The organism is Streptomyces solicamelliae, assembly GCF_045348655.1.
Taxonomy (GTDB): domain Bacteria; phylum Actinomycetota; class Actinomycetes; order Streptomycetales; family Streptomycetaceae; genus Streptomyces; species Streptomyces solicamelliae.
In genome coordinates this window covers 1,576,738-1,599,443 of sequence record NZ_CP160404.1, presented here as the reverse complement: position 1 = coordinate 1,599,443, position 22,706 = coordinate 1,576,738, and the positions used below count along the sequence as shown (strand labels likewise).

The window sequence follows — 22,706 nt, the reverse complement described above, 5'->3', positions numbered from 1 at the left end:
ACTCACGGGCGGAGGCGAGGAAGGCTGCCCCGTCACGATCAACTCCAGTCCACCCGTTCGGGTGAAATGGTCGACGGGTCTCGTCCGGACGCCGCTGACGGGCGTTATTTCCGGTACGGGCGCATGCCCGTGATACCTCCGGAAGGCAGGAAGCCATGAGGCAGATTCGCCGAAGTGGTCTGGCCACACTGATGGTCACGGGCGGCGCGCTCGCCCTCTCCGCGGGCTACGCACACGCCGACTCGGCCGCGGAAGGCGCAGCCGTCGGTTCACCGGGCGTCGGCTCCGGCAACGCGGTCCAGCTGCCGGTGCACGTCCCGGTCAACGTCTGCGGGAACACGATCAACGTCGTCGGCGTGCTCAACCCGGCGTTCGGCAACGGCTGCGCGAACGGCTCCGGCGGCGCGCAGGCCGCCGGCGGCGCCGCGGCCCACAAGGACCAGCCGGGCAGCACCCGGTCCGGCGGCGGCCAGGCCGGCCACGGCGGCCAGAGCCAGGCCGGCCACGGCGGCCAGAGCCAGACCGGTCGGACCGGCGGCGGGCAGCAGGGCGGTTCCACGAACGGCGGCGGCGCGACCGCCGACGGCATCGCGGAGGGCTCGCCCGGCGTGCTCTCGGGGAACGGGATCCAGCTCCCGATCCACCTCCCGGCGAACGTCAGCGGGAACTCGGTCAACGTCGTCGGCATCGGCAACCCCGTGTTCGGCAACAGCTCGACCAACGGTCCGGTCACCCCCGAGACCCCCGAGACCCCCGAGGAGCCGACGGCCCCCGGCGCGCCGAAGCCCGTGCAGCCCGGCAAGAACGTGCCGCCGGCCCACGAGCCGCAGGCGGACTCCGTGCAGCTCGCCGAGACCGGTGCGGACGTGGCCGGCTACGGCATCCCCGCGAGCGCGGCCCTGCTGCTCGGCGGCGCGATCCTCTACCGCCGCTCCCGCACGGCCGACGCCCGCGTCTGACGCCCGCGTCTGACGCCCGCGTCTGACGCCCGCGTCCGACGCCCGGCGTCAGGCGTCCGACGCCCGAGTCCGGCGCGCGTACGCCGGACTCCCGCGTTCAGCCCCGCCAGGCCCGGAGCACCGTGTCGATGACCGGTGCCACCCTCGTCCGGGCCTGGTTGCGGGGCACGCCCCGCATCAGCAGCACGTCGTACTCCGTGTCCACGTGCCGTACCGACGCGCGCACCGCGGCCGTGACCGCGCCCCGGTCGAGCGCCCGGCCCGCCGCCGTCCGGCCCACCCGGCCGCTGCCGCGCTGCGAGGCGTGCGTCGCGATCTCGGCGACCCGGTCCTCCGGGCAGCGCGGGAAGAGCCGCCGGATCTCCGCGGCCAGCGTCTCCCGCACCCGTACGTCCTGGGCCGCGCGCCGCACCGCGTCCCGCGCCCGCCGCCGCGCCCGCACCTCCGCATCGGCCAGGCAGGCCGCCTCCGCCGCGGCCAGCGCGGCCTCCTCCACCAGCAGGCCCTGCCGCTCGTACCGGGTCCGCCGCCGGTTGTGCCGTACGACCAGCGCCCACAGCGCACTCCCCTCGCGCGCCCGACGGGTGAGCGCCGTGTCGCCGCGCGGCAGGAAGACCAGATGGCCGAGATCGGCGCAGTCCAGACAGAGCCGGGTGTTGAACTCCAGCACCATCCGCTCCAGCGGCCCCGCACCGCACTCGGCACAGCGCCGTCGGCGCAGCGGCTCGACGACGACGGGCGCGACGAGTTCCATGACGGCCTCCCTCGTTCGGCGGCGGTGGGATCCGGTCAGCGCACCCCGGGTGCGGCGGACTCGATGAACAGCGCGATCGCCTCCTTGGCCTGCGCCCCGCGGTTCGCCCGGTCCTCCGCGTCGGCCGCCTCGTGGATGCAGTTGGTCATTTCGTAGGCGCTCTCCGCCAGTTGGCGGGTCTTCGGATCGTCGCAGACCAGCTGGACCCGGAAGAGCGCCTGGCTGGCGGCGCGCCGCCGCGCGTACGAGGCGTAGCGCGCCTCCTCCGCCGTCTCGGTGCCCGGCTTCTCCAACGCCCGGTACCAGCGGTCGTTCTGGCTGTGCCGGTAGTCGACCAGGGCCCCGGCGAAGGCGCTGTACGTGGTGATCCGCTCCTGGCGCAACTGCTCGTCCCGGGCGAGCACCGCGGAGCGCTCGGTGGTCCGGCTCTGGAACCAGTGCGTGGCGGCGACGCCGAGCAGGGTTCCGAGGACGGCTATCAGCGCCGCGTCCATGTCTGCGTACTCCTTCAAAGTCCGTTCGGGCACGAACCCGCGATATTCGTTCGAGGTGTCGTCCGTGCGCCCGTTAGGGTCGGTCGCGTGGCAACGAAACTCAATCAGATCATCGCAGTCGAGAAGGGCGTCAAGTCCAAGGCACAGCAGGACCTGACGGCCGCGCACCAGGGACTGCAGAAGCCCGCGCTGCTCGCCGGCATCGCCCGGACCTATCAGCCCAAGGACGAGGAGGGCGAGCAGCTTCCGCCCGAGTCGACCCTGGTGCAGCTGAAGGCCGAGGAGGTCCTGAAGGACACGGCGAAGACGCTCACCCGGCTGTTCGATGTGACCGCCACCAAGGACTGGGCCAACTGCGAGGCCCGCGCCGACGTCGTCGTCGACGGCCGGGTCGTGATCGGCGAGGCGCCCGTCTCGTATCTCCTGTTCCTGGAGAAGCAGTTGGCGGAGCTGATGGCCTTCGTGCGCAGGCTGCCGGTGCTCGACGCGGCCGAGTCCTGGACACAGGACCCGTCGACCGACGCCTGGAAGACCGAGGCGGTGCGCACCGTCCGGACGAAGAAGGTGCCGCGCAACCACGTCAAGGCCGAGGCCACCGACAAGCACCCGGCACAGGTCGAGGTGTACTACGAGGACATCCCCGTCGGGTACTGGACGACCGTGAAGTTCTCCGGCGCGCTGCCCGCCCGCCGGGTGAACGAGCTGGTGGACCGGGTGGAGAAGCTCCAGCTGGCGGTGAAGTTCGCCCGCGAGGAGGCCAACGCCGCCGAGGTCACCGACCAGCGCGTCGGCGACGCCGTCTTCGGCTACCTGTTCGGGTAGCCTCATCAACTCCCCGGCCGTGCAAGGCGGCCGGGGTGCGCGAGGAGCGCAAAGCTGAAACTGAAGCTTGTCGTGAATCCGCGGCCCCGCTGACCGGGGGCGCGATCAGACTCAGACTCCTGCTCCAGACTCAGCATCCGCCGTTCATCGCCGGACGACCGGGCCCGGGCCCACACGCGTCGAAATGCTGGTTCGACTCCAGCCCGCGGAGCTCGATCTGCGGTGGTCCAAAGGTAGGACGCGGCGTCATGAGACTGACCCGGAGCCGCATGTCGTGCGGCGTGTGATGTGAACGGCACTCACAGGGCTCGGGGGTTGGCTACGCCCCCGGGCCCGCTCCTTTTGCGGCGCTACTGCTTGTAACCGCTCAGGAAGCGGCCGATCCGGCTGATCGCGGCGTCGAGGTCATCGGCGTAGGGGAGCGTCAGGATCCGGAAGTGGTCCGGCCGAGGCCAGTTGAAGCCGGTGCCCTGCACGACCTGGATCTTCTCGCGGAGCAGCAGGTCCAGCACGAACTTCTCGTCGTCGTGGATCGGGTGCACCTTCGGATCGAGGCGCGGGAAGGCGTACAGCGCGCCCTTCGGCTTGACGCAGGAGACGCCGGGGATCTCGTTGAGCTTCTCCCACGCCTTGTCGCGCTGCTCGTACAGCCGGCCGCCGGGGGCGGTGAGCTCGTGGATCGACTGCCGGCCGCCGAGCGCGGCCTGGATGGCGTACTGCGCGGGGGCGTTGGCGCACAGCCGCATGGAGGCGAGCATGGTGAGCCCCTCGAGGTAGCTCTTCGCGTGCTGCCGCGGACCGCTGACGACCAGCCAGCCGGAGCGGAAGCCCGCCACCCGGTAGGTCTTCGAGAGCCCGCCGAAGGTCAGCACGACGAGGTCCGGGGCGAGGGAGGCCGCCGGGTAGTGGACGGCGTCGTCGTAGACGATCTGGTCGTAGATCTCGTCGGCGAAGACCATCAGGCCGTGCCGGCGGGCCAGGTCGAGGATGCCCTCGACGATCTCCTTCGGATAGACCGCGCCGGTGGGGTTGTTGGGGTTGATGATCACGACGGCGCGGGTCCGGTCGGTGATCTTCGCGGCCATGTCGTCCAGGTCCGGGTACCAGTCGGCCGACTCGTCGCACAGGTAGTGCACCGGCTTGCCGCCGGCCAGGGTGGTGACGGCGGTCCACAGCGGGAAGTCCGGGGCGGGGATCAGGACCTCGTCGCCGTCCTCCAGGAGCGCCTGCACGGCCATCGAGACCAGTTCGGAGACGCCGTTGCCGAGGAAGACGTCGTCGACGTCGACGTCCGGCAGGCCCATGGCCTGGTAGCGCTGGGCGACCGCGCGGCGGGCCGAGAGGACGCCCCGCGAGTCGGTGTAGCCGTGCGCCCTGGGGAGCATCCGGATCATGTCCTGGACGATCTCCTCGGGGGCCTCGAAGCCGAAGAGCGCGGGGTTGCCGGTGTTGAGGCGCAGGACGCTGTGGCCCGCCTCCTCCAGGGCGTTGGCGTGCTCGATGACCGGGCCGCGGATCTCGTAGCAGACCTCGCTGAGCTTGCTCGACTGCCGGAACTCCATGCGACTGCCTCCCCAGAAGTGCTGTTGCTTGGTTTTACCAAGTTCGAGCTTGGAAAGTCCAACGACAATCTGTCTAGACTGCGTGCCATGCCACGTCAGCCCAGCCGGCCCCGCCGCCGGAGCTACGACCAGTACTGCGCCGCCGCCCGTGCCCTCGACGCCGTCGGCGACCGCTGGACGCTGCTGATCGTCCGTGAACTCCTCGCTGGCCCGCGCCGGTACACCGACCTGCACGCCGATCTGCCGGGCGTCAGCACCGACATGCTGGCCGGGCGGCTCAAGGACATGGAACGCGACGAGCTGGTGACGCGCCGTCGGCTCCCGGCGCCGGTCTCCGCGTCCGTGTACGAACTCACCGACCGGGGGCGCGCCCTGCTGCCCGTCCTGCGCGCCCTCGCCGAGTTCGGCGCGCCCGACCTCGGCGAGCCCCGGCCGACGGACGCGGTCCGCGCGCACTGGTTCGCCGTTCCGCTGCTGCGGGCGCTGGAGGGGACGCCGGGGCGGGTGGTCCAGGTGACGCTGGACGAGGGGGAGTTCCATGTACGGGCGGGGGATGACGGCCCGGCGTACGGCGACGGGCCCGCGGAGCAGCCCGACGCGTACCTGCGGACGGACACCGCCACCTGCCGGGCGCTCGCGAGCGGCGAACTCAGCCTCGCGGAGGCGATCGCGGCGGGCCGGGCCGAACTCACCGAGCGGGTGAGGACCGGGTGACGGCGGTCCGGGAACTGTGGGAGGCGCTGCCTCCGGCGGTGCGGGAGGAGGTGGACGCGTGCGTGGTCCGACGCCGCATGGTGGGGGCGGTTCACACGGTCCGTTCCTCGACGGAGGGCGCGGGGACGGGCCTCCACCTGGGCATGGACCTCGTCACCTGGCGCATGGAGGTCCTCGGCGACCGGGTCGAACCGCTGCCCGCCGACGACCTGGAGGCGCTGACCCGGCGGGCGCGGGAGCTGCCCGGAGGACCGCCGGCCGCGCTGCGTCTGGAGTGGGACGGGGACTCGTGGGGCTGGATGCTGGTGCTCACCGCCGAGACGACGGAGCAGGACGGACGGCTGCCGGCCCTCGCGGTGTGGCGGGAGGGCGGGGGCTGGACGGAGCCGACGGCGACCGCCGCCGCGCTCGCCGGACGGCTCGGGGTGCCCCTGCACGGTCCGGGCGGCGACGGACCGGCAGGATGGGACGGGTGAGATTCGAAGCGATCACCTGGGAGCGGCTGACGAAGGCCGTCGCCGGACGCGTCGACGCCGCCGAGCCCGGCGACGGCAGCGCGTGGCTGAAGGTCGGGATCGACGGCGCGCCCGCCGCGCAGACGGGGGAGACCGCGGAGCGGATCGCGCACGCGCTGCGGCTGCGCGGCCGCTCGGTCCTGGTCGTCGGCACCGGCGGCTTCCTGCGGCACGCGTCGCTGCGGTTCGAGTACGGCAAGCAGGACCCCGACGCGTACTACAGCGGCTGGTACGACACCGGGGCGCTGTGGCGCGAGGTGTTCCGGCCGCTGGAGGCGGGCGGCACGGGGCGGGTGCTGCCCGACCTGTGGGACCCGGTCAAGGACCGGGCGACCCGCAGCCCGTACACGGAACTGCCGGCCGGCGGCGTGCTGGTGCTGCACGGGCCGTTCCTCCAGGGGCACTGGTTCCCCTTCGACCTGACGGTCCATCTGCGGCTGTCGCGCGGGGCCCTGGCGCGCCGTACCGAGGACGCCTGGACCCTGCCCGCGTTCCAGCGGTACGAGGACGAGGTCGGCCCCGCCGACGCGGCCGACGTCGTCGTCCGTACCGACGACCCCCGCCACCCTGCCTGGAACGGCCTCCCTTCCTGACGGGCCTTCGCCCCCTTCCCGACGGCCTTCGCCCTCCTACGGTCTTCCTCCCACCCTCCCCACCGCCTCCGCTCCGGCCCGGCAGCCCGCCTCCGCCGCCGCCGACGGGGCGGCACCGCTCAGGCGGGCGGCGAGGAACGCGCCCGTGAACGCGTCGCCCGCGCCGGTGGTGTCGACCGGGCGGACCGAGGGCGCGGTGACCCGGGCGGTCACCGCGCCGGACTCCGCGACCAGCGCGCCTGCCGCGCCCAGGGTCATCGCGACCAGGGGGAAGCGCCGGCTCAGGGCGCGGGCCGCCGCCTCCGCCTCGTCCAGGCCCGTGAGCAGCCGGGCCTCGTCCGCGTTGGGGAGCAGTACGTCCACGCCCTCCGCCGCGGCCAGGAAGCGCGCCACACCCGTCTCCTTCAGGAACCCGGCCGACGCCGGGTCCACGCTCACCGGGACGCCCGCCGCCCGCGCGTCGCCCAGCGCGGCCCGCACCGCGCCCCGGCTGGTGTCCCCGAAGAAGAGATACCCCGAGACGTGCAGGTGGCCCACACCCTCCAGCAGGGTTGGCGACCAGTCGCCAACCGCGAGCCGAAGGGCCGCCCCGCTGTCGGTGAGGAAGGTCCGCTCGGCCGTCGCGTCGACCAGCGCCATCACCGTCGCCGTGGGGGCGGAGCCGTCGACGACCAGCAGGGGCCGCACGCCCGCCCGGCGCAGCGCGGTGTCGTGCCAGGACGCGTCCCCGGCCCCGACCCGGCCGAGCAGCCGCACGTCCGGGCAGCCCGAACGTGCCGCCCAGCAGGCCGCGTTGGCGCCCGCGCCGCCCGGCAGCGTACGGATCTCCGCCGCCGTGTCCGTCGCCGGCGCGATCGGCTCGCGGTGCCGGGCCACCACGTCCGTCACCACATCACCGACGACGAGCAGCGCCCCACCCGTCACGCGTACGCCGCCGCGATCCGCGCCGCGAGCCGCACGTTCCCGCGCACCGCCGCCAGGTTCGCCTCCAGGGAGGCCCCGCCGGTGTGCGTCATCAGGTACTCCAGCAGGAACGGTGTCACCGCCTGCCCCGTGATCCCGCGCTCCGCGCACGCGTCGAGCGCCGCGCCCAGGACGCGGTCGTGGACCCCCGGGTCCAACTGCTCGTCCTCCGGCACCGGGTTGGCGACGATCAGCGCCGCGTCCGGGCCGCCCAGCCCGTCCTGGGCGCGCAGGACGGCCGCGACCTCCTCGGGCGAGTCCAGCGTCCAGTCGACCCGCTCGCCCGACGACGTCAGGTAGAAGCCGGGGAACCGGTCCGTCCGATAGCCCACCACGCCCACGCCCAGCGTCTCCAGACGCTGCAGCGTCGCCGGCACGTCGAGGATCGACTTCACCCCCGCGCACACCACGGCGACCGGCGTCCGCGCGAGCAGCCGCAGGTCGGCCGACTCGTCCTGGGTCTCGGTCCAGCCGCGGTGCACCCCGCCCAGCCCGCCGGTCGCGAAGACCCGGATCCCGGCCCGCGCGGCCAGGAACGCCGTCGCGGACACCGTCGTCGCCCCGCTCGCGCCGGTCGCCAGCGCCGGCGCCAGGTCCCGGTGGCCCAGCTTCCGCACCGAGGGGTCCGACGCGACCCTCTCCACCTGCTCCTTGCCCAGGCCGACGCAGGCCGTGCCGTCGAGGACGGCGATCGTCGCGGGGACCGCGCCGCCCTCCCGTACCAGCGCCTCCAACTCCTGCGCCACGGCGAGATTGCGCGGCCGGGGCAGCCCGTGCGCGATGATCGTCGACTCCAGGGCGACGACCGGCCGCCGCGCGGCCAGCGCGTCCCGCACTTCTTCGGACAGTACGACTGTGGTCTCAGGCATGTCCCATCCCTGGCGCGGCCGGTCACCCCGCAAACCTCTGCCGTGCCGCGCCGTCCAAACCTCAGCCGCACCCCGGCAGCCGGAGCAGCCCGTCCGCGCGCACCACCCGGATCACCGCCCGCGCCCCCGCGGTCTTCGCGTCCCCCTCGCTGTACGCCACCGCGAGCGTGCCGCCGGCGCCCTGCGCGTACCCGTACGGCGGGGTGATCCGCGCGTACGAACCGGCCGCCGGCTCCAGGGCGTACGAGGTCTCCGAGGTGCGCCAGGTGACCAGCCGGCCGTTGACCCGTACCTGGTCGACGCCGTCCGCGCCGGGGGAGCCCGTCACGGCCGCCACGGGCCGGACGTCGTCCGTCCGCCACACCATCAGCCGCTGCTGCGGCTCGCCGGCCACCCACGCCCAGGTGGCGCCGTCGGAGGCGACCGCGCGTACGTCCCGCAGCGCGGCGACCGGCGCGGGCAGGGCGGCGGGCCGCAGCGTGGCCCGCTCCACCGCCGTCAGCCGGGTGCCCGTGCCGGACGACTCGCGCCAGACCAGCAGCCGGCCCGCGGCGAACGGCGCGTCCATGACGCCCGTGTGCACCGCGCGCGGCGGGCCGCCGGCCGCCGGGGCCGCGTACACGGTCGCCCGCCCGCCGCCGACGCCCTGCGCCCAGAAGACCGTGGCGTCGCGCAGCACCGGCCGCGGCAGCGGGCCCGGCCGGTCGGCGCGGGCGAGCCGGCGCGCCGCCGACGTGCGGGAGTCCCACAGGTACAGGCTCCACGGGCTGTCGAGCGTCCGGCCCTCCAGGACCGCGAACACGGCGTACCGGCCGTCGAAGTCGGCGCCGAGCAGCTGGTGTTCCACCGGGTCGGCGAGCGCGAGCAGGGTGCGCGGCGGGCCGCCGCCGCCGACGACGAGCGCGGCCCGCCGACGGCCGTCCTCGGTCAGCTGGACGGCCGTCCAGCCGGGCCCGGCGTCGGCGAGCACGGCGCGCGCGCCTCGCGGGGTACGGAGCGCGCCCGCGTCGAGCGCCGCCCGCCAGGCGGCCGGCAGCGGGACCTCACAGGCGCCGGCGAGGGTCCGCTGCGTCACGGGCGGCCGGGGCGGCGGCGCGGGGTCGGGCCGCGGTGCGGGCCCGGCCGACGTGCAGCCGGCCGTCTGGGCGGCCGCGAGGAGCAGGGCGGCCGCCCAGAGCGTCCGGCGGCGGTCACCAGACGTAGCCACGGCCGCCCATGATCGTGGTGAGGGTGTCGGAGGAGATCCGCGCCGACTTGGGGACACCGCCCGCCCACGAGATGACGCTGGTGCTCACCCCGCCCACCGGGTCGAGGTAGTTGACCTGGGCGGCCGCGGTGTCGGTGTTGTAGCCGTCGATCGAGACCCAGTGGAAGATCTCGATGTTCGGATGGCCGACGAGGTGCGGGCCGCCGGGCACCTCCCAGGCGTTGCCGGCGATGGCGTAGTCGTTGTCCGTGTTGTGTGTGATGTGGGCCTTGAAGTTGGCCTTGTCGGTGGCCGTAGGGGTGTACGGCAGCGCTTTCGGCACGTAACCGGAGCCGGGGAGGCGGTTGTTGAGCGCGTCGGCCATCGGATAGCCGGTCGGGTTCGGGACGTTGATGTTGATGCCGTACCAGGCGGTGCCGCTGGTGTTGGTCTTGAGCAACGTGGCTGCGGTCTGCTGGGAGCGGCCGGCCACCTCGTCGCGGGCGGACTGGGTGATGACCAGGGTCGCGGGGCCGCACCAGTAGGAGGTCTTCTGCGACTGGTGGATGCCGCCGGACAGCTTGTACCCGGCGAGGGCGCGGACCGGGGCGGTGCGCAGCCGGTCGTACGATCTCGCCGCCTCGGCCTGCTTCTTCGCCGACAGCGCGCGCTGACCGGCGGTGAGGCGCTGGGCGGGGAGCCGGTCGTGCGCGGCCTTGTACGCGGCGCCGGGCGCGGGTTCGGCGGCGGTGGAGGCGGCTGCTCCGGCGGCGGTGGCCGCGGGGCTCGCGGAGGCGAGGGCGGCGGCCGCGAGGAGTGCGGCGGCGGTCAGGGCGGTACCGCGGGTGAGGGGGGAGGTCATCGCAGGCTCCAGCAGTTGTGTGGGGGAGCTGAGAGGGTGCTCTGACCGTGAGTTTGACCGGTGCACGCCATGAACGGCAGGGTCGCGGCGACCCTGTGCCGAGCAACATTGGGCGCACCAAAGGCGCTGGTCGCGACCTGCGGTGTCGCTGTTCGGCATCACGTTCGGCGCATGCTGTTTTCGGCCGCGCGGGCCCGAAACGAATGTACGGAATCCGTGGTCGGAGTCCCGGACCGGCCCCGCGGCGGGGGGCCGTCGGCGTCATGACCTGCCGAGGGCTCGGCGGTGACCGCCCGCGGAATCCGTAGACGGGCGAATCCGCAGGTCGGAGGCGCTGCGGAGGGGGTCGTCCGGGCGGCTACAGTCACCCGCCATGACGACACACGATCAGCTGTCCTTCGCCGTGCACATCCCCGACGCCGAACTGGAGCCGGAGCCCCTGGACCCGGAGCAGATCGTCTCCGGCGAACCGGTCGTGACCGGCAAGGTGCTCTGGGAGTCCGCGGACGGCACGCAGGTGCGCGGCCTGTGGCAGATCACCCCGGGCGTGGTGACCGACACCGAGGCCGACGAACTGTTCGTCGTGGTGAGCGGGCGCGCCACCGTCGACATCGAGGGCGGCGGCACGCTGGAGCTCGGCCCGGGTGTCGCGGCCGTCATGCGCGAGGGGGAGCGGACCACCTGGACGGTCCACGAGACGCTCCGCAAGGCGTACCACATCAACCTCTGAGCGGCCCCGGCCGGCAAACCGGCCGGAGTCCGCCTGTGGATCGCCCTCCGTCAGACCTTCTCGGGGGCGGTCCGCCGGCTCGCGTCGCGCAGCGCGAGGGCCGCCATCGGGAGCAGCAGGCACGCCCCGACGAGGTTCAGCCAGCCGTAGCCGGCCTTGGCCACGATCAGACCCGCCATCAGACCGCCCAGGCCCGCCGCTGTGTTCATGATCGTGTCCGAGAGGCCCTGGACCGCGGCGCGGGCGGCCTGCGGTACCGCGTCGGTCAGCAGCGCCGATCCCGAGACGAGGCCGGCCGACCAGCCGAGCCCGAGCAGGAACAGGCCCGCCGCCGTCTGGGCGTGGCTCGGGCCCGCCGTGCCCGCGAGCAGCGCCGCGCCGACCAGCAGTCCGGCCGCGAGGCCGATCACCGAGAGCCGGCCCACCCGGTCCGCCAGCCAGCCCATCACCGGCGAGAACGCGTACATGCCCGCGATGTGCCCGCTGATGACCAGACCGATCAGCTCGATCCCCGCCCCGTGGTGACCCAGCGCCACCGGGGTCATCGACATGACCGACACCATCGTGGCGTGTGTGGCGGCCACGGTCACCAGGGCGAGGCGCGCCCGGGAGGACTCCCGCACCGCCTTCATCCCCGCCTTGAGCGAGCGTTCCTCCTCCGCCTCCGCGCCGTCCGTGGCACCGGCGAGGGCGCGCGCGGTCAGCAGCGGGTCGGGGCGCAGCAGCACCGTGACCATCAGGGCGCCCAACAGGAAGACGACCGCCGCCCACAGGAACGGCCCAGCCTCCGCCGGGATGCCGAACCCGGCGACGCTCTTCCCGGCCGGAGCCGCGATGTTCGGCCCGAGCACCGCGCCGATCGTCGTCGCCCACACCACCGTGGAGATCGCCCGGGCGCGCCGCTGCGGCTCCGCCAGATCGGCCGCCGCGAACCGTGCCTGGAGGTTCGCCGAGGACGCCCCGCCGAAGCCCACCATGCCCGCCAGGAGCAGTGGGAAGCTGCCCAGCGTCGCGCCCAGGACCACCACGCCCGCGCCGACCGCGCCGACGAGGTACGCGAGCGTCAGCCCGGCCCGGCGTCCCCGTGCATTCATCAGCGAGGCCAGGGGCATTGCGAGCAGCGCCGGTCCGGCGACCGTGGCGGTGGACGCGAGCCCGGCCAGCGCCTCCGTGCCGCTGACCTCCTTGGCCAGCACCGCGGCGAGCGCGACGCCGATGGCGATCCCGAGGCCGCCGAGGATCTGGCTGGCGACCAGGACGGCGTGCACCCGCCGGCGCAGCGCGGTCAGCTGCTCGGGCGTGACGGGCAGGGGCTTCGCGCCCCCGGATATGTCCGCGGGAGCGGCTGCGTCAGTGGCATCAGGCGTGTTGGTCACTGACGCAGTGTGTCAGGCGGACGACGGCCAGGGAATGGCTACCCCGGAGGGGTATGTCATCTCATCTGTCTCCGCCGACCCACCGGCCATCAGCGACCGCACCGGCCTCCGCCGCCCACCGGCCCTCACCGGCCCCACCGTTCCCGCTCAGAACAGCGGCTGCGGCAGCACGCCCTCCAGCGCCAGCAGCCGGCGCTTGGTCTCCAGACCGCCCCCGAAGCCGCCGAGGCCCCCGTCGCTCTCCACCACCCGGTGACACGGCACCACGACCGGGAGCGGATTGGCGCCCATCGCCGCCCCGACCGCCTGCGCGGCGCCCGGCTGCCCGACCCGCTCCGCGAGCTCTCCGTAGCCCACGACCGTTCCGTACGGCACCCCGGACGCCAGCTCCCGCAGCACCTGACGGTTGAAGCCCGTCGTCAGCGACCAGTCCAGCGGCAGGTCGAAGGCCGTCAGCCGGCCCTCGAAGTACGCGGCGAGCTGGCGTATCGGCTCCGCGAGCCGGCCCGCCGCCGACTCGACCGGCTCCGCGCCGAGCCTGGTCCCCAGCCGGGCCGGCTCCCGCTCCCGTACCGCGGCGCCGGCGTGGAAGGCGACGCTCACCAGCCCCTGCCCCGTCGCGGCCAGCAGCAGCGGGCCGATGTCGCTGGGCACGACCGTCCACTCCACACGCGGCGACTGCACTTCGCTGTCCATGCCGACCACCGTACGACCGGCCACTGACAGTCAGTCCCGGGCGACGGCCGCCGCGATCACGTCCGGGCGGTCGGTGATGATCCCGTCGACCCCGAGACCGGCCACCCGGCGCGCGTCCGCCGCGTCGTTCACCGTCCAGGCGCTCACCCGCAGGGGCACGCCGTGAGCGCCCTTGAGGGCGTGTACGGCGGCCACGTAGTCCGCGGTGACCGTGGTGCGGGAGGGATGGATCTGGTCGGTGAAGGCGGCGTACGCGGGCAGGTCGGCCACGGCGGGCGTGCCGAGGAAGCCGGTGACGACGTCCGGCCGCTGTGCGCGCACCGCCTTCAGCGCGGCCGCGCCGAAGCTCTGCACGACCAGTCCGTACCGGACGTGCCGGCGCTCCAGCCAGCCCTCCCGGCCCAGGACGCGCAGGATGTCCGCCTCGATCCCCGGGTACAGCTCCGGGTTCTTGACCTCCAGGAGCAGCCTCTGGCCGTGCGCGTCCAGCCGGTCCAGGTACTCCCGCAAGGTGGGCACCCGCTCACCCGCCCACCGCTCGCCGAACCAGCTCCCCGCGTCCAGCGTGGCGATCTCGGCCGCCGTGAAGTCCCGCACCCGCCACGGCGCGCGGCCCGGGTAGCGCTGCTCGACGTCCGTGGTGCGGGCCAGGGTCTCGTCGTGCACGACCACCAGCTCGCCGTCCCGGGTGCGCCGCACGTCGTTCTCCACCCACGCGCAGCCCAGCTCCCGGGCGGCGTCGACCGCGGCGAGGGTGTTCTCCGGGGCGTACGCGGACGCGCCGCGGTGCGCGATCACCAGGGGCGCCCCCTGCGTTCCGTCCCGCCCCGGCCCGGCCGTGACGGTTCCGGGGCCCAGCAGGGCGCTGACGCCGAGGAACGCCGCGGCGGCACGTACGCTCATCACCACTCCGAACAGAGGTTGAACGGTGGACGAGAATGAGCCTGGCAGGGCCGCCTCGGCACAGGGCGACCAGAGCCCGGCCGGAACGTGAACGGAACCGCCCGGACCACATCACGAGGCAGTCTCGGCCCAGGTGAATCGCCCCGCACATGTTTGCCTGCCGCCCCGGGCGCCATAATCTCGCCGGGGTGGGGGGACACAGCCGGTCCGGCGGTTTTCGGCCGTTGGGCCGTTCAGGGGTGGGAGGACACACAGCGATGCAGGGCACGGTCGACGGATTCAGCTACGGCCTCGTCACGCCCGTGGCCGCCTTTCTCATGGCGTGCCTCGGCGGAGCCCTGGGACTGCGCTGCACCACCAGATCGCTGCGCAACGGGGACAGCTTCAAGGCCGGCTGGCTGGCCCTCGGCGCCACCTCCATAGGGACCGGCATCTGGACCATGCACTTCATCGCGATGATGGGCTTCTCGGTGCAGCACGTTCCGATCGGCTACGACCGGCCGATCACCTTCGCCAGCCTCGCCGTCGCCATCGTCATGGTCGGCATCGGCATCTTCATCGTCGGCTACCGGGGAGCCACCGCGCTCGCGCTGGTCACCGGCGGCACCATCACCGGCCTCGGCGTCGCCACCATGCACTACCTGGGCATGGCCGGAATGCGGTTCCAAGGGCGGGTGGAGTACGACACCCTCACCGTCGCCCTGTCCGTGCTGATCGCCGTCGTCGCGGCCACCACCGCCCTGTGGGCCGCGGTCTCCGTGCACGGCTTCCTGGCCAGCCTCGGCGCCAGCCTGGTCATGGGGCTCGCCGTCAGCGGCATGCACTACACCGCCATGGCCGCCGTCCGCGTCCAGGTGCACGGCGCCCCGCCGTCCGGCACCGGCGACACCGCGGCCTCGCTGCTGCTGCCCATGCTCGTCGGACCCGCGGTCTTCCTGCTCCTGGCCGCCGTCGTGGTGATGTTCGACCCGCTGCTCGTCATGGGCGAGCCCGACTGGCAGAAGCCCTCCCGCCGGCCCGCCCCGCCCCGCCCCCGGTTCCCCGCCCCGGCCCGCCGCGCCGGACACCACCACCCCCAGGACTGGTGACGACGGGACCGCGGCCCGATCCGGGCCCGACTGTCAGTGGCGGGTCGTACGGTGGTTGCATGCGGCCCGTTTCCCAGATCGAACGCACGGTGGCGCCCTTCGAGGTCGTCAGCCCCTACAAGCCCAGCGGCGACCAGCCCACGGCCATCGACGACCTCGAGCGGCGCATCCGCGCCGGCGAGAAGGACGTCGTGCTGCTCGGCGCCACCGGCACCGGAAAGTCGGCGACCACCGCCTGGATGATCGAGCGCCTCCAGCGCCCGACGCTCGTCATGGCGCCGAACAAGACACTGGCCGCCCAGCTGGCGAACGAGTTCCGCGAGCTCCTGCCGAACAACGCGGTGGAGTACTTCGTCTCGTACTACGACTACTACCAGCCCGAGGCGTACGTCCCGCAGTCGGACACCTACATCGAGAAGGACTCCTCGATCAACGAGGAGGTCGAGCGGCTGCGCCACTCCGCGACGAACTCGCTGCTCACCCGGCGCGACGTCGTCGTGGTCGCCTCCGTGTCGTGCATCTACGGCCTCGGCACCCCGCAGGAGTACGTGGACCGGATGGTCCGGCTCAAGGTCGGCGAGGAGCTCGACCGGGACCAGCTGCTGCGCCGCTTCGTCGACATCCAGTACACCCGCAACGACCAGGCGTTCACCCGCGGCACCTTCCGGGTCCGCGGCGACACCATCGAGATCTTCCCGGTCTACGAGGAGCTCGCCGTCCGGATCGAGATGTTCGGTGACGAGATCGAGGCGCTGTCCACCCTCCACCCGCTCACCGGCGAGGTCATCAGCGACGACCGCGAGCTGTACGTGTTCCCCGCCAGCCACTACGTGGCCGGACCGGAGCGCATGGAGCGGGCGATCAACGACATCGAGCGCGAGCTGGAGCAGCGGCTCGCCGAGCTCGACAAGCAGGGCAAGCTCCTCGAGTCCCAGCGGCTGCGCATGCGCACCACCTACGACATCGAGATGATGCGTCAGATCGGCTCCTGCTCCGGCATCGAGAACTACTCGATGCACTTCGACGGCCGCGAGCCCGGCTCCCCGCCCAACACCCTGCTCGACTACTTCCCCGAGGACTTCCTGCTGGTCATCGACGAGTCCCACGTCACCGTGCCGCAGATCGGCGCGATGTTCGAGGGCGACGCCTCCCGCAAGCGGACCCTCGTCGACCACGGCTTCCGGCTGCCCTCCGCGCTCGACAACCGCCCGCTGAAGTGGGAGGAGTTTCAGGAGCGGATCGGCCAGACCGTGTACCTGTCGGCCACCCCCGGCACGTACGAGCTCTCCCGCGGCGACGGCTTCGTCGAGCAGATCATCCGCCCCACCGGCCTCGTCGACCCCGAGGTCGTCGTCAAGCCCACCGAGGGCCAGATCGACGACCTGGTGCACGAGATCCGGCTGCGGACCGAGCGGGACGAGCGGGTGCTGGTCACCACCCTCACCAAGAAGATGGCCGAGGACCTCACCGACTACTTCCTGGAGCTCGGCATCCAGGTCCGCTATCTGCACAGCGACGTCGACACGCTGCGCCGCATCGAGCTGCTGCGCGAGCTGCGCGCCGGGGAGTACGACGTCCTCGTCGGCATCAACCTGCTCCGCGAGGGCCTCGACCTGCCCGAGGTCTCCCTGGTCGCCATCCTCGACGCCGACAAGCAGGGCTTCCTGCGCTCCGGCACCTCGCTGATCCAGACCATCGGCCGCGCGGCCCGCAACGTCTCCGGCCAGGTCCACATGTACGCGGACACGATCACGCCGGCGATGGACAAGGCCATCGACGAGACCAACCGCCGCCGTGCCAAGCAGATCGCGTACAACACCGAGCACGGCATCGACCCGCAGCCGCTGCGCAAGAAGATCAACGACATCGTGGCCACCATCGCCCGCGAGGAGGTCGACACCGAGGAGCTCCTCGGCAGCGGCTACCGCAAGAGCAAGGACGGCAAGGGCGCCAAGGCCCCCGTGCCCTCGCTCGCGGCACACAGCCCGCGGAAGGCCGGGGCGGGCGCCAAGGGCGGCGCCCTCGACCTCGGCGAGCGTCCGGCCGCCGAACTGACCGCGCTCATCGAGGAGATGACGGAGCGGATGCGGGCGGCCGCCGCGGAGCTGCAGTTCGAGGTCGCCGCCCGGCTCCGTGACGAGGTGGGGGAGTTGAAGAAGGAGTTGCGCCAGATGAAGGAGGCGGGAATCGCCTGACGGTTCCACCCGCCCGGTCCGTGCGGTGTGTTGCAAGACCGACACAAAAACGGACCTCAACTGCTGCAGTGTCAGTGCCCCTGCGTAGGGTGCTGGACAACCGCATGCGGAAGGCTGCCGCGGGGGCGGCGCACGTACGGCGGAACGCAACGAGAGGGGACAGCGCGTGACGGTCAACATGACCAAGGGGCAGGCCATCAGCCTGGAGAAGAAGGACGGGGGCAGCCTCACCTCGGTCCGGATGGGTCTCGGCTGGCAGGCCGCGCCGCGCCGCGGACTGTTCGGCTCGCGCACCCGGGAGATCGACCTCGACGCCTCGGCGGTCCTCTTCGCCGACAAGCAGCCGGTGGACGTGGTTTTCTTCCGTCACCTGGTCAGCGACGACGGCTCCGTCCGGCACACCGGTGACAACCTGGTCGGCGGCGCCGGCCAGGGCGGCGACGACGAGGCCATCCTCGTCGACCTGCCGCGGGTCCCGGTCCACATCGACCAGATCGTCTTCACGGTGAACTCCTTCACCGGCCAGACGTTCCAGGAGGTGCAGAACGCGTTCTGCCGCATCGTCGACGAGACGACCGGCCAGGAGCTCGCGCGCTACACCCTGGACGGCGGCGGCCAGTACACCGCCCAGATCATGGCGAAGGTCCACCGCGTCGGCGGCGGCTGGCAGATGACGGCCCTGGGCAACCCGGCCAACGGCCGCACCTTCCAGGACCTGATGCCGGCGATCCTGCCGCACCTGTAAGCAGGACCGCAGCCGCACGAAACAGCTCCCGGAGGCAGCGGCCCCCGGGAGCTGTCCCGCATGGCCTCCACGCACCACACCGAGCACATCCGAACCACAGCTTCGAGGGGACACACGCCGATGACGGCCGAGCTGGTCCGGGGGCAGAACCACGCCCTGCCCGACACCCGACTGGAGATCCGCGTGTCGGCCGGTCATCCCGTCGTCGCCGGCGCCACGCTCGCCGACGAGGACGGCCGCGTGGCCGGCGTCGAGTGGATCGCCCACCCCGGTTCCCCGTCGCTGCCCGGCGTCGAGGTCTCCCAGCAGGCCGCCGCCGACCACCGGCTCGCGGTCGACCTGGAGGCGGTCCCCGCCTCGGTCCACCGTGTCTCGCTGCTGCTCGCGCTGCCCGTCGGCGTCGGCGGCCCGAGCCGCTTCGGCGCCCTCGCCGCGCCCTTCGTCGCCGTCACCGGCCTCGACGGCGCCGAGATCGCCAGCTACACCATCACCGGCCTCGAGGGCGAGTCCGCCGTCTTCGCCCTGGAGCTCTACCGCCGCCAGGGCGCCTGGAAGGTCCGCGCCATCGGCCAGGGCTACGAGGGCGGCCTCGCGGCCATGCTCGCCGACCAGGGCCTGCAGGGCTCCGCCGAGCTGGCCGGCACGATCCTCGACGCCGTCGCCCGCGGCCTCGCCCGCTCGGTGTCCGCGCCGCCGCCGCGCGTCCCCGAGGCCGAGCGGGTCCGCCACACGACACCGGCCGCCACACCGGACCAGACGGCCGCCGGGCGGCCCGCGCCCGCGCCCGAGCCCGCCGATCCGCCCGCGCCCGCGCAGAGCGGTGCGCCCGCGGGGGGCGGCCCCATCGACTACGCGCACCCGCGCCGCCGGCCCGCAGCCCCCGCCCCGCAGCCCGCGACCCCGCCGGCCGGTTCGCCGCAGGGCCCGCCGGTCCCCGTCGCCGGCGACGCCACCGGCTGGTCCATGGAGGAGCGGCTGTACAACCAGGTCTGGGGCATGTTCGAGGACCTGGCCCGCACCACCGCCGCGTACCGCAGCGCCTGCGACTTCGCCCAGTCGCGGATGGACCAGGAGCTCGACCGCGTCCTGTCCGACCCGCGCAGCCGCATCGGCGGTCAGGGCGACGCCGCCCGCGCCGAGGCCCGCGCCAAGCACGACGAGCTGACCGCCCGCGCCCGCGAGTCCCTGGACCGCGACCTCGCCCAGCTGGCCGCCGAGTCCGCCGTCGTGGAGCCCGCCCTGCCGGCCGCCTTCGCCGGCTGGGAGAACCCGGTCTGGCACGCGTACCGCGTCCCGATGGAGATCCCCATGGCGCTGCGCCTGGGCGATGTGCACCTGCCGGAACAGACCGATCTGCGCATCCCCATGCTCGTCCGGCTGCCGCTGGAGCGGGGTCTGTGGGTGGACTCCGGCCGCGGCCGCTCCGAGGCGGCCAACCTGCTCGACGAGGGCACGCTGCGCCGCCTTGCGCTGGACACCGCCGTCGCGCTCGCGTCCCGGCTGCTCGCCGTGTACCCGGCCGGCGAGTTCACCGTCCATGTCGTCGACGCGGCGGGCTCCGGCGCCGCCTCGCTCGCCCCGCTCGTCGAGAGCGATGTGCTCGCCGCCCCGCCCGCCGCCGGACCGGCCGCCGTCTCCGCCCTCCTCGCCCAGCTCACCGACCGCGTGGACCTGCTGCAGATGGCCGCGCGCGCCGGTGCGGCCGACGCGCTGCCGCCCGGTCTGGTCCCGGGCGAGCAGCTGCTGATCGTCCACGACTTCCCGCACGGCTTCGACGACCGCGCGGTCACCCAGCTCCGCTACCTCGCCGACGAGGGCCCGTCGGTCGGCGTGCATCTGATGATGGTGGCCGACCGGGACGAGGCCAGCGGCTACGGCCCGCTGCTCGACCCGATGTGGCGCAAGCTGCTGCGGCTCTCCCCGGTCGCGGACGACCACCTCGCCGACCCGTGGGTCGGGCACGCGTGGACGTACGAGCCTCCGCTGGTCCCCGAGGGCAGTCGGATCCTGTGGCAGGTCCTTGCCCAAGTCGCCCACGCCCGCCGCGAATGGGGGCGCTGACCAGGCCACTTGGTGGCTCTTTACCCTTCCCTTTACCTTCCCTTGGTCTTTCGGGTAACCTTCCGGGAGCGGAGGGGAGTACTCCCTGTGTGCGGCGTTCCCGTCAATACGGACCGATGACCTGAATCGGTCCCGGGGCGCCGGCCCGGAATCACCCGGGTGGAAGAGACCTCCGGCAGCGACGACGCTGATCACGAGCCGTACGACGCCGGAGGCGCAGTGGACGTATCCGTGACCCTGTGGGTGGTGACCATTCTCGGTCTCTCCGCCCTGATCGCGATCGACTTCTTCATCGGGCGCAAGCCCCATGACGTGTCGGTCAAGGAAGCCGGAATCTGGACGGTCGTGTGGATCGTCCTGGCCGCGCTCTTCGGCCTGGGCCTGCTGGTCTTCGGTGGCAGCCAGGCATCCGGCGAGTTCTTCGCCGGCTACATCACCGAGAAGTCCCTGAGTGTCGACAACCTCTTCGTCTTCGTCCTGATCATGGCGAAGTTCGCGGTGCCGTCCCACCTCCAGCAGCGGGTGCTGCTGGTCGGCGTGGTCATCGCCCTCGTGCTGCGGACGATCTTCATCGCCGCCGGCGCGGCGATCATCGCCAGCTTCTCCTGGGTCTTCTACATCTTCGGCGCGTTCCTCATCTACACCGCGTGGAAGCTGATCCAGGAGGCCCGCAAGGACGAGGAGGAGGACGACTGGGAGGAGAACCGCCTCCTCAAGTCGATCGAGAAGAAGTTCGGCGTCGCCGACCGGTACCACGACACCAAGCTGTTCATCCGGGTCAACGGCAAGCGGGTGCTGACCCCGCTGATGGTGGTCATGCTCGCCATCGGCACCACGGACATCCTGTTCGCGCTCGACTCGATCCCGGCGATCTTCGGCCTGACCCAGGACCCGTACATCGTCTTCACCGCCAACGCCTTCGCCCTCATGGGCCTGCGCCAGCTGTACTTCCTGATCGGCGGGCTGCTGAAGAAGCTGGTCCACCTGAGCTACGGCCTGTCGGTGATCCTCGGCTTCATCGGCGTGAAGCTGGTGCTGCACGCCCTGCACGAGTCCGGGGTGCACGTCCCGGAGATCTCCATCCCGTTCTCGCTCGCCTTCATCGGCGGCGTCCTGGTCATCACGACGATCACCAGCCTGATCGCCTCGAAGAAGCAGGAGAAGCTGGAGCAGCAGGAGAAGCAGAAGCCTCAGGAGGCCGAGAAGTCGGACCGGACCCCGAAGGCCGACATCGAGGCCTGACCGGACGAGGCCGCACCCGCCCTCACGAGCCCGCACCCGCCCCTCAGGCGGGTGCGGGCTCGGCCGGCTCCTCCCCGACGGGCAGCGTCTCCGGCAGCAGCGCGAAACAGCCGAGGCTCAGCAGCGCCACCAGCGTCAGATAGCCCGCCACCGCCCACGGCGGCCCCGAGCCGGCGCCACCCGACGCCGCCGTCGCCACGATCGGGGTCAGCGCCCCGCCCAGCACCCCCGCCAGGTTGTAGCCCACCGCCGCGCCCGTGCAGCGCACCCGCGGCTCGTACAGCTCCGGCAGATACGCGGCGACCACCGCGAACATCGTGATGAACGCCAGCAGCGCGCCCAGGAAGCCCAGGAACATCAGCAGCGGCTGCGCGGTGTGCAGCAGGCCCACCATCGGGAACATCCACACCGCCGAGGCCGCGCAGCCCGCCAGGCACAGCGGCCGCCGCCCGTACCGGTCACCCAGCATCGCCGCGAACGGCGTCACCGCGCCCTTGACCGCCACCGCCGCCATGATGCAGCCCAGCATCACCGTGCGGCTCACCCCGAGCCGCTCCGTGCCGTACGCCAGCGCCCACGTCGAGACCGCGTAGAAGACCGCGTACCCGACCGCCAGCGCGCCCGCAGTGAGCAGCACCAGTCGCCAGTGCCCGCGCGCCACCTCGGCCAGCGGCGCGCTCGCCCGCTCCCCGGCCTCGGCCAGCTCCGTGAACTGCGGGGTCTCCGCCAGCGAGGAGCGCAGCAGCAGCCCGCCCGCCGCGAGCAGCCCGGCCGCCCAGAACGGCACCCGCCACCCCCACGAGCGGAACTGCTCGTCGCTCAGGACCGCCGACAGGGTCAGCATCACCCCGTTCGCCAGCAGGAACCCCACCGACGGACCGATCTGCGGGAAGCTCGCCCAGAGCCCGCGCCGCTTCGCCGGGGCGTGCTCGGCGGTCAGCAGCACCGCCCCGCCCCACTCCCCGCCGAGCCCCAGGCCCTGCAGGAAGCGCAGCACCAGCAGCAGCGCCGGGGCGGCGATGCCGATCGAGGCGTACGAGGGCACGCAGCCGACCGCGACCGTGGCGCAGCCGGTCAGCAGCAGCGAGGCGAACATGACCGGCCGCCGCCCGTACCGGTCGCCGACGTGCCCGAACAGGGCGGAGCCGATGGGCCGGGAGAGGAAGCCCACCGCGAAGGTGCCCAGGGCGGCCAGGGTGCCCGCCAGCGGCGAGAAGGTGGGGAAGAACAGGGGGCCGAGCACCAGCGCGGCCGCGGTGCCGTAGACGAAGAAGTCGTAGAACTCGACGGCCGTGCCGGCCAGCGAGGCGGCGGCGAGCCGCCTCATGGAGGGCGCGCCGGGCGGGGCCGTGGCGTGGGGAGTGGAGTGCATGCCGC

The 22,706-nt window shown here is 73.1% G+C and carries 22 protein-coding genes; 11 read left to right on the top strand and 11 right to left on the bottom strand.

Annotation, left to right across the window (positions count from 1 at the left end):
• The first annotated feature begins 155 nt into the window (after window positions 1-155).
• On the top strand, window positions 156-959 hold the full coding sequence (locus ABZO31_RS07415) for a chaplin (RefSeq protein WP_406860271.1): 804 nt from the start codon (window positions 156-158) through the stop codon (window positions 957-959).
• 97 nt (window positions 960-1,056) lie between these two features.
• Here ABZO31_RS07415 and ABZO31_RS07410 read toward each other — a convergent pair whose 3' ends face one another.
• Window positions 1,057-1,713, bottom strand: coding sequence for a DUF2293 domain-containing protein (locus ABZO31_RS07410; protein ID WP_406860270.1), 657 nt, complete (start codon window positions 1,711-1,713; stop codon window positions 1,057-1,059).
• 35 nt (window positions 1,714-1,748) lie between these two features.
• A complete protein-coding gene (locus ABZO31_RS07405) occupies window positions 1,749-2,207 on the bottom strand; it encodes a hypothetical protein (protein ID WP_406860269.1) in 459 nt (152 codons plus the stop codon).
• 87 nt (window positions 2,208-2,294) lie between these two features.
• Here ABZO31_RS07405 and ABZO31_RS07400 point away from each other — a divergent pair, with 87 nt between their 5' ends.
• On the top strand, window positions 2,295-3,029 hold the full coding sequence (locus ABZO31_RS07400; RefSeq protein ID WP_406860267.1) for a hypothetical protein: 735 nt from the start codon (window positions 2,295-2,297) through the stop codon (window positions 3,027-3,029).
• A 350-nt stretch (window positions 3,030-3,379) separates the two neighbouring features.
• Here ABZO31_RS07400 and ABZO31_RS07395 read toward each other — a convergent pair whose 3' ends face one another.
• Complete coding sequence (locus ABZO31_RS07395; RefSeq protein WP_406860265.1) at window positions 3,380-4,591, bottom strand: pyridoxal phosphate-dependent aminotransferase; 1,212 nt, start codon at window positions 4,589-4,591, stop codon at window positions 3,380-3,382.
• Between the two features lie 87 nt (window positions 4,592-4,678).
• Between ABZO31_RS07395 and ABZO31_RS07390 the strand changes: the two genes are divergently transcribed.
• From ABZO31_RS07390 to ABZO31_RS07380, 3 genes are read left to right on the top strand one after another with little or no spacing between them, the layout of a single operon-like run.
• Window positions 4,679-5,305 carry a winged helix-turn-helix transcriptional regulator gene (locus ABZO31_RS07390; protein ID WP_406860264.1) on the top strand — a complete coding sequence of 209 codons (627 nt, stop codon included), beginning with the start codon at window positions 4,679-4,681 and terminating at the stop codon, window positions 5,303-5,305.
• Window positions 5,302-5,781, top strand: a complete 480-nt coding sequence (locus ABZO31_RS07385) for a hypothetical protein (RefSeq protein WP_406860263.1) — start codon at window positions 5,302-5,304, stop codon at window positions 5,779-5,781. Before ABZO31_RS07390 ends, ABZO31_RS07385 begins: the two co-directional genes overlap by 4 nt.
• Window positions 5,778-6,413, top strand: coding sequence for a uridine kinase (locus ABZO31_RS07380; protein WP_406860262.1), 636 nt, complete (start codon window positions 5,778-5,780; stop codon window positions 6,411-6,413). The genes ABZO31_RS07385 and ABZO31_RS07380 overlap by 4 nt, the downstream gene beginning before the upstream one ends.
• A 36-nt stretch (window positions 6,414-6,449) precedes the next feature.
• On the opposite strand, the gene ABZO31_RS07375 is transcribed toward ABZO31_RS07380, so the two are convergent.
• From ABZO31_RS07375 to ABZO31_RS07360, 4 genes are all read right to left on the bottom strand, one after another.
• Window positions 6,450-7,337 (bottom strand): carbohydrate kinase family protein, encoded by an 888-nt coding sequence (locus ABZO31_RS07375; RefSeq protein WP_406860261.1) that lies wholly within the window; start codon window positions 7,335-7,337, stop codon window positions 6,450-6,452.
• Window positions 7,334-8,245, bottom strand: coding sequence for a pseudouridine-5'-phosphate glycosidase (locus ABZO31_RS07370; RefSeq protein WP_406860259.1), 912 nt, complete (start codon window positions 8,243-8,245; stop codon window positions 7,334-7,336). The genes ABZO31_RS07375 and ABZO31_RS07370 overlap by 4 nt, the downstream gene beginning before the upstream one ends.
• Before the next feature lie 61 nt (window positions 8,246-8,306).
• Window positions 8,307-9,452: a hypothetical protein gene (locus ABZO31_RS07365; protein WP_406860258.1), complete on the bottom strand. Its 1,146-nt coding sequence runs from the start codon at window positions 9,450-9,452 to the stop codon at window positions 8,307-8,309.
• The gene (locus ABZO31_RS07360) at window positions 9,436-10,293 is read right to left on the bottom strand and encodes a hypothetical protein (RefSeq protein ID WP_406860256.1); all 858 of its coding nucleotides are present in this window, start codon (window positions 10,291-10,293) and stop codon (window positions 9,436-9,438) included. The genes ABZO31_RS07365 and ABZO31_RS07360 overlap by 17 nt, the downstream gene beginning before the upstream one ends.
• Window positions 10,294-10,666: 373 nt before the next feature.
• Here ABZO31_RS07360 and ABZO31_RS07355 point away from each other — a divergent pair, with 373 nt between their 5' ends.
• On the top strand, window positions 10,667-11,023 hold the full coding sequence (locus ABZO31_RS07355; protein WP_406860255.1) for a cupin domain-containing protein: 357 nt from the start codon (window positions 10,667-10,669) through the stop codon (window positions 11,021-11,023).
• A 50-nt stretch (window positions 11,024-11,073) separates the two neighbouring features.
• Here the strand turns inward: ABZO31_RS07355 and ABZO31_RS07350 are convergent, their stop codons facing one another.
• From ABZO31_RS07350 to ABZO31_RS07340, 3 genes are all read right to left on the bottom strand, one after another.
• Window positions 11,074-12,399 (bottom strand): MFS transporter, encoded by a 1,326-nt coding sequence (locus ABZO31_RS07350; protein ID WP_406860254.1) that lies wholly within the window; start codon window positions 12,397-12,399, stop codon window positions 11,074-11,076.
• Window positions 12,400-12,546: 147 nt separating this feature from the next.
• Window positions 12,547-13,095 (bottom strand): methylated-DNA--[protein]-cysteine S-methyltransferase, encoded by a 549-nt coding sequence (locus ABZO31_RS07345; protein ID WP_406860253.1) that lies wholly within the window; start codon window positions 13,093-13,095, stop codon window positions 12,547-12,549.
• A 30-nt stretch (window positions 13,096-13,125) separates the two neighbouring features.
• Window positions 13,126-13,998, bottom strand: coding sequence for a glycerophosphodiester phosphodiesterase (locus ABZO31_RS07340; RefSeq protein WP_406860252.1), 873 nt, complete (start codon window positions 13,996-13,998; stop codon window positions 13,126-13,128).
• Between the two features lie 257 nt (window positions 13,999-14,255).
• On the opposite strand from ABZO31_RS07340, the gene ABZO31_RS07335 reads away from it, so the two are divergent.
• The 5 genes from ABZO31_RS07335 (at window position 14,256) to ABZO31_RS07315 (ending at window position 21,329) form a co-directional block, all read left to right on the top strand.
• Complete coding sequence (locus ABZO31_RS07335) at window positions 14,256-15,086, top strand: MHYT domain-containing protein (RefSeq protein ID WP_406860251.1); 831 nt, start codon at window positions 14,256-14,258, stop codon at window positions 15,084-15,086.
• Window positions 15,087-15,145: 59 nt separating this feature from the next.
• The gene (gene uvrB, locus ABZO31_RS07330; RefSeq protein WP_406860250.1) at window positions 15,146-17,281 is read left to right on the top strand and encodes an excinuclease ABC subunit UvrB; all 2,136 of its coding nucleotides are present in this window, start codon (window positions 15,146-15,148) and stop codon (window positions 17,279-17,281) included.
• A gap of 166 nt (window positions 17,282-17,447) precedes the next feature.
• Complete coding sequence (locus ABZO31_RS07325) at window positions 17,448-18,026, top strand: TerD family protein (protein ID WP_406860249.1); 579 nt, start codon at window positions 17,448-17,450, stop codon at window positions 18,024-18,026.
• Window positions 18,027-18,146: 120 nt separating this feature from the next.
• Window positions 18,147-20,087, top strand: coding sequence for a TerD family protein (locus ABZO31_RS07320; protein ID WP_406865285.1), 1,941 nt, complete (start codon window positions 18,147-18,149; stop codon window positions 20,085-20,087).
• A gap of 219 nt (window positions 20,088-20,306) precedes the next feature.
• The gene (locus tag ABZO31_RS07315) at window positions 20,307-21,329 is read left to right on the top strand and encodes a TerC family protein (protein WP_406860248.1); all 1,023 of its coding nucleotides are present in this window, start codon (window positions 20,307-20,309) and stop codon (window positions 21,327-21,329) included.
• 43 nt (window positions 21,330-21,372) lie between these two features.
• Here the strand turns inward: ABZO31_RS07315 and ABZO31_RS07310 are convergent, their stop codons facing one another.
• Complete coding sequence (locus tag ABZO31_RS07310) at window positions 21,373-22,656, bottom strand: MFS transporter (RefSeq protein WP_406865284.1); 1,284 nt, start codon at window positions 22,654-22,656, stop codon at window positions 21,373-21,375.
• Window positions 22,657-22,706: the final 50 nt, after the last annotated feature.

Excerpts from the sequence above, each read along its gene's own strand:
- ABZO31_RS07415 (WP_406860271.1), top strand. The coding sequence starts at position 156 with ATGAGGCAGATTCGCCGAAGTGGTCTGGCCACACTGATGGTCACGGGC.
- ABZO31_RS07410 (WP_406860270.1), bottom strand. The coding sequence starts at position 1,713 with ATGGAACTCGTCGCGCCCGTCGTCGTCGAGCCGCTGCGCCGACGGCGC.
- ABZO31_RS07405 (WP_406860269.1), bottom strand. The coding sequence starts at position 2,207 with ATGGACGCGGCGCTGATAGCCGTCCTCGGAACCCTGCTCGGCGTCGCC.
- ABZO31_RS07395 (WP_406860265.1), bottom strand. The coding sequence starts at position 4,591 with ATGGAGTTCCGGCAGTCGAGCAAGCTCAGCGAGGTCTGCTACGAGATC.
- ABZO31_RS07390 (WP_406860264.1), top strand. The coding sequence starts at position 4,679 with ATGCCACGTCAGCCCAGCCGGCCCCGCCGCCGGAGCTACGACCAGTAC.
- ABZO31_RS07370 (WP_406860259.1), bottom strand. The coding sequence starts at position 8,245 with ATGCCTGAGACCACAGTCGTACTGTCCGAAGAAGTGCGGGACGCGCTG.
- ABZO31_RS07360 (WP_406860256.1), bottom strand. The coding sequence starts at position 10,293 with ATGACCTCCCCCCTCACCCGCGGTACCGCCCTGACCGCCGCCGCACTC.
- ABZO31_RS07355 (WP_406860255.1), top strand. The coding sequence starts at position 10,667 with ATGACGACACACGATCAGCTGTCCTTCGCCGTGCACATCCCCGACGCC.
- ABZO31_RS07345 (WP_406860253.1), bottom strand. The coding sequence starts at position 13,095 with ATGGACAGCGAAGTGCAGTCGCCGCGTGTGGAGTGGACGGTCGTGCCC.
- ABZO31_RS07340 (WP_406860252.1), bottom strand. The coding sequence starts at position 13,998 with ATGAGCGTACGTGCCGCCGCGGCGTTCCTCGGCGTCAGCGCCCTGCTG.
- ABZO31_RS07335 (WP_406860251.1), top strand. The coding sequence starts at position 14,256 with ATGCAGGGCACGGTCGACGGATTCAGCTACGGCCTCGTCACGCCCGTG.
- uvrB (WP_406860250.1), top strand. The coding sequence starts at position 15,146 with ATGCGGCCCGTTTCCCAGATCGAACGCACGGTGGCGCCCTTCGAGGTC.
- ABZO31_RS07320 (WP_406865285.1), top strand. The coding sequence starts at position 18,147 with ATGACGGCCGAGCTGGTCCGGGGGCAGAACCACGCCCTGCCCGACACC.
- ABZO31_RS07310 (WP_406865284.1), bottom strand. The coding sequence starts at position 22,656 with ATGAGGCGGCTCGCCGCCGCCTCGCTGGCCGGCACGGCCGTCGAGTTC.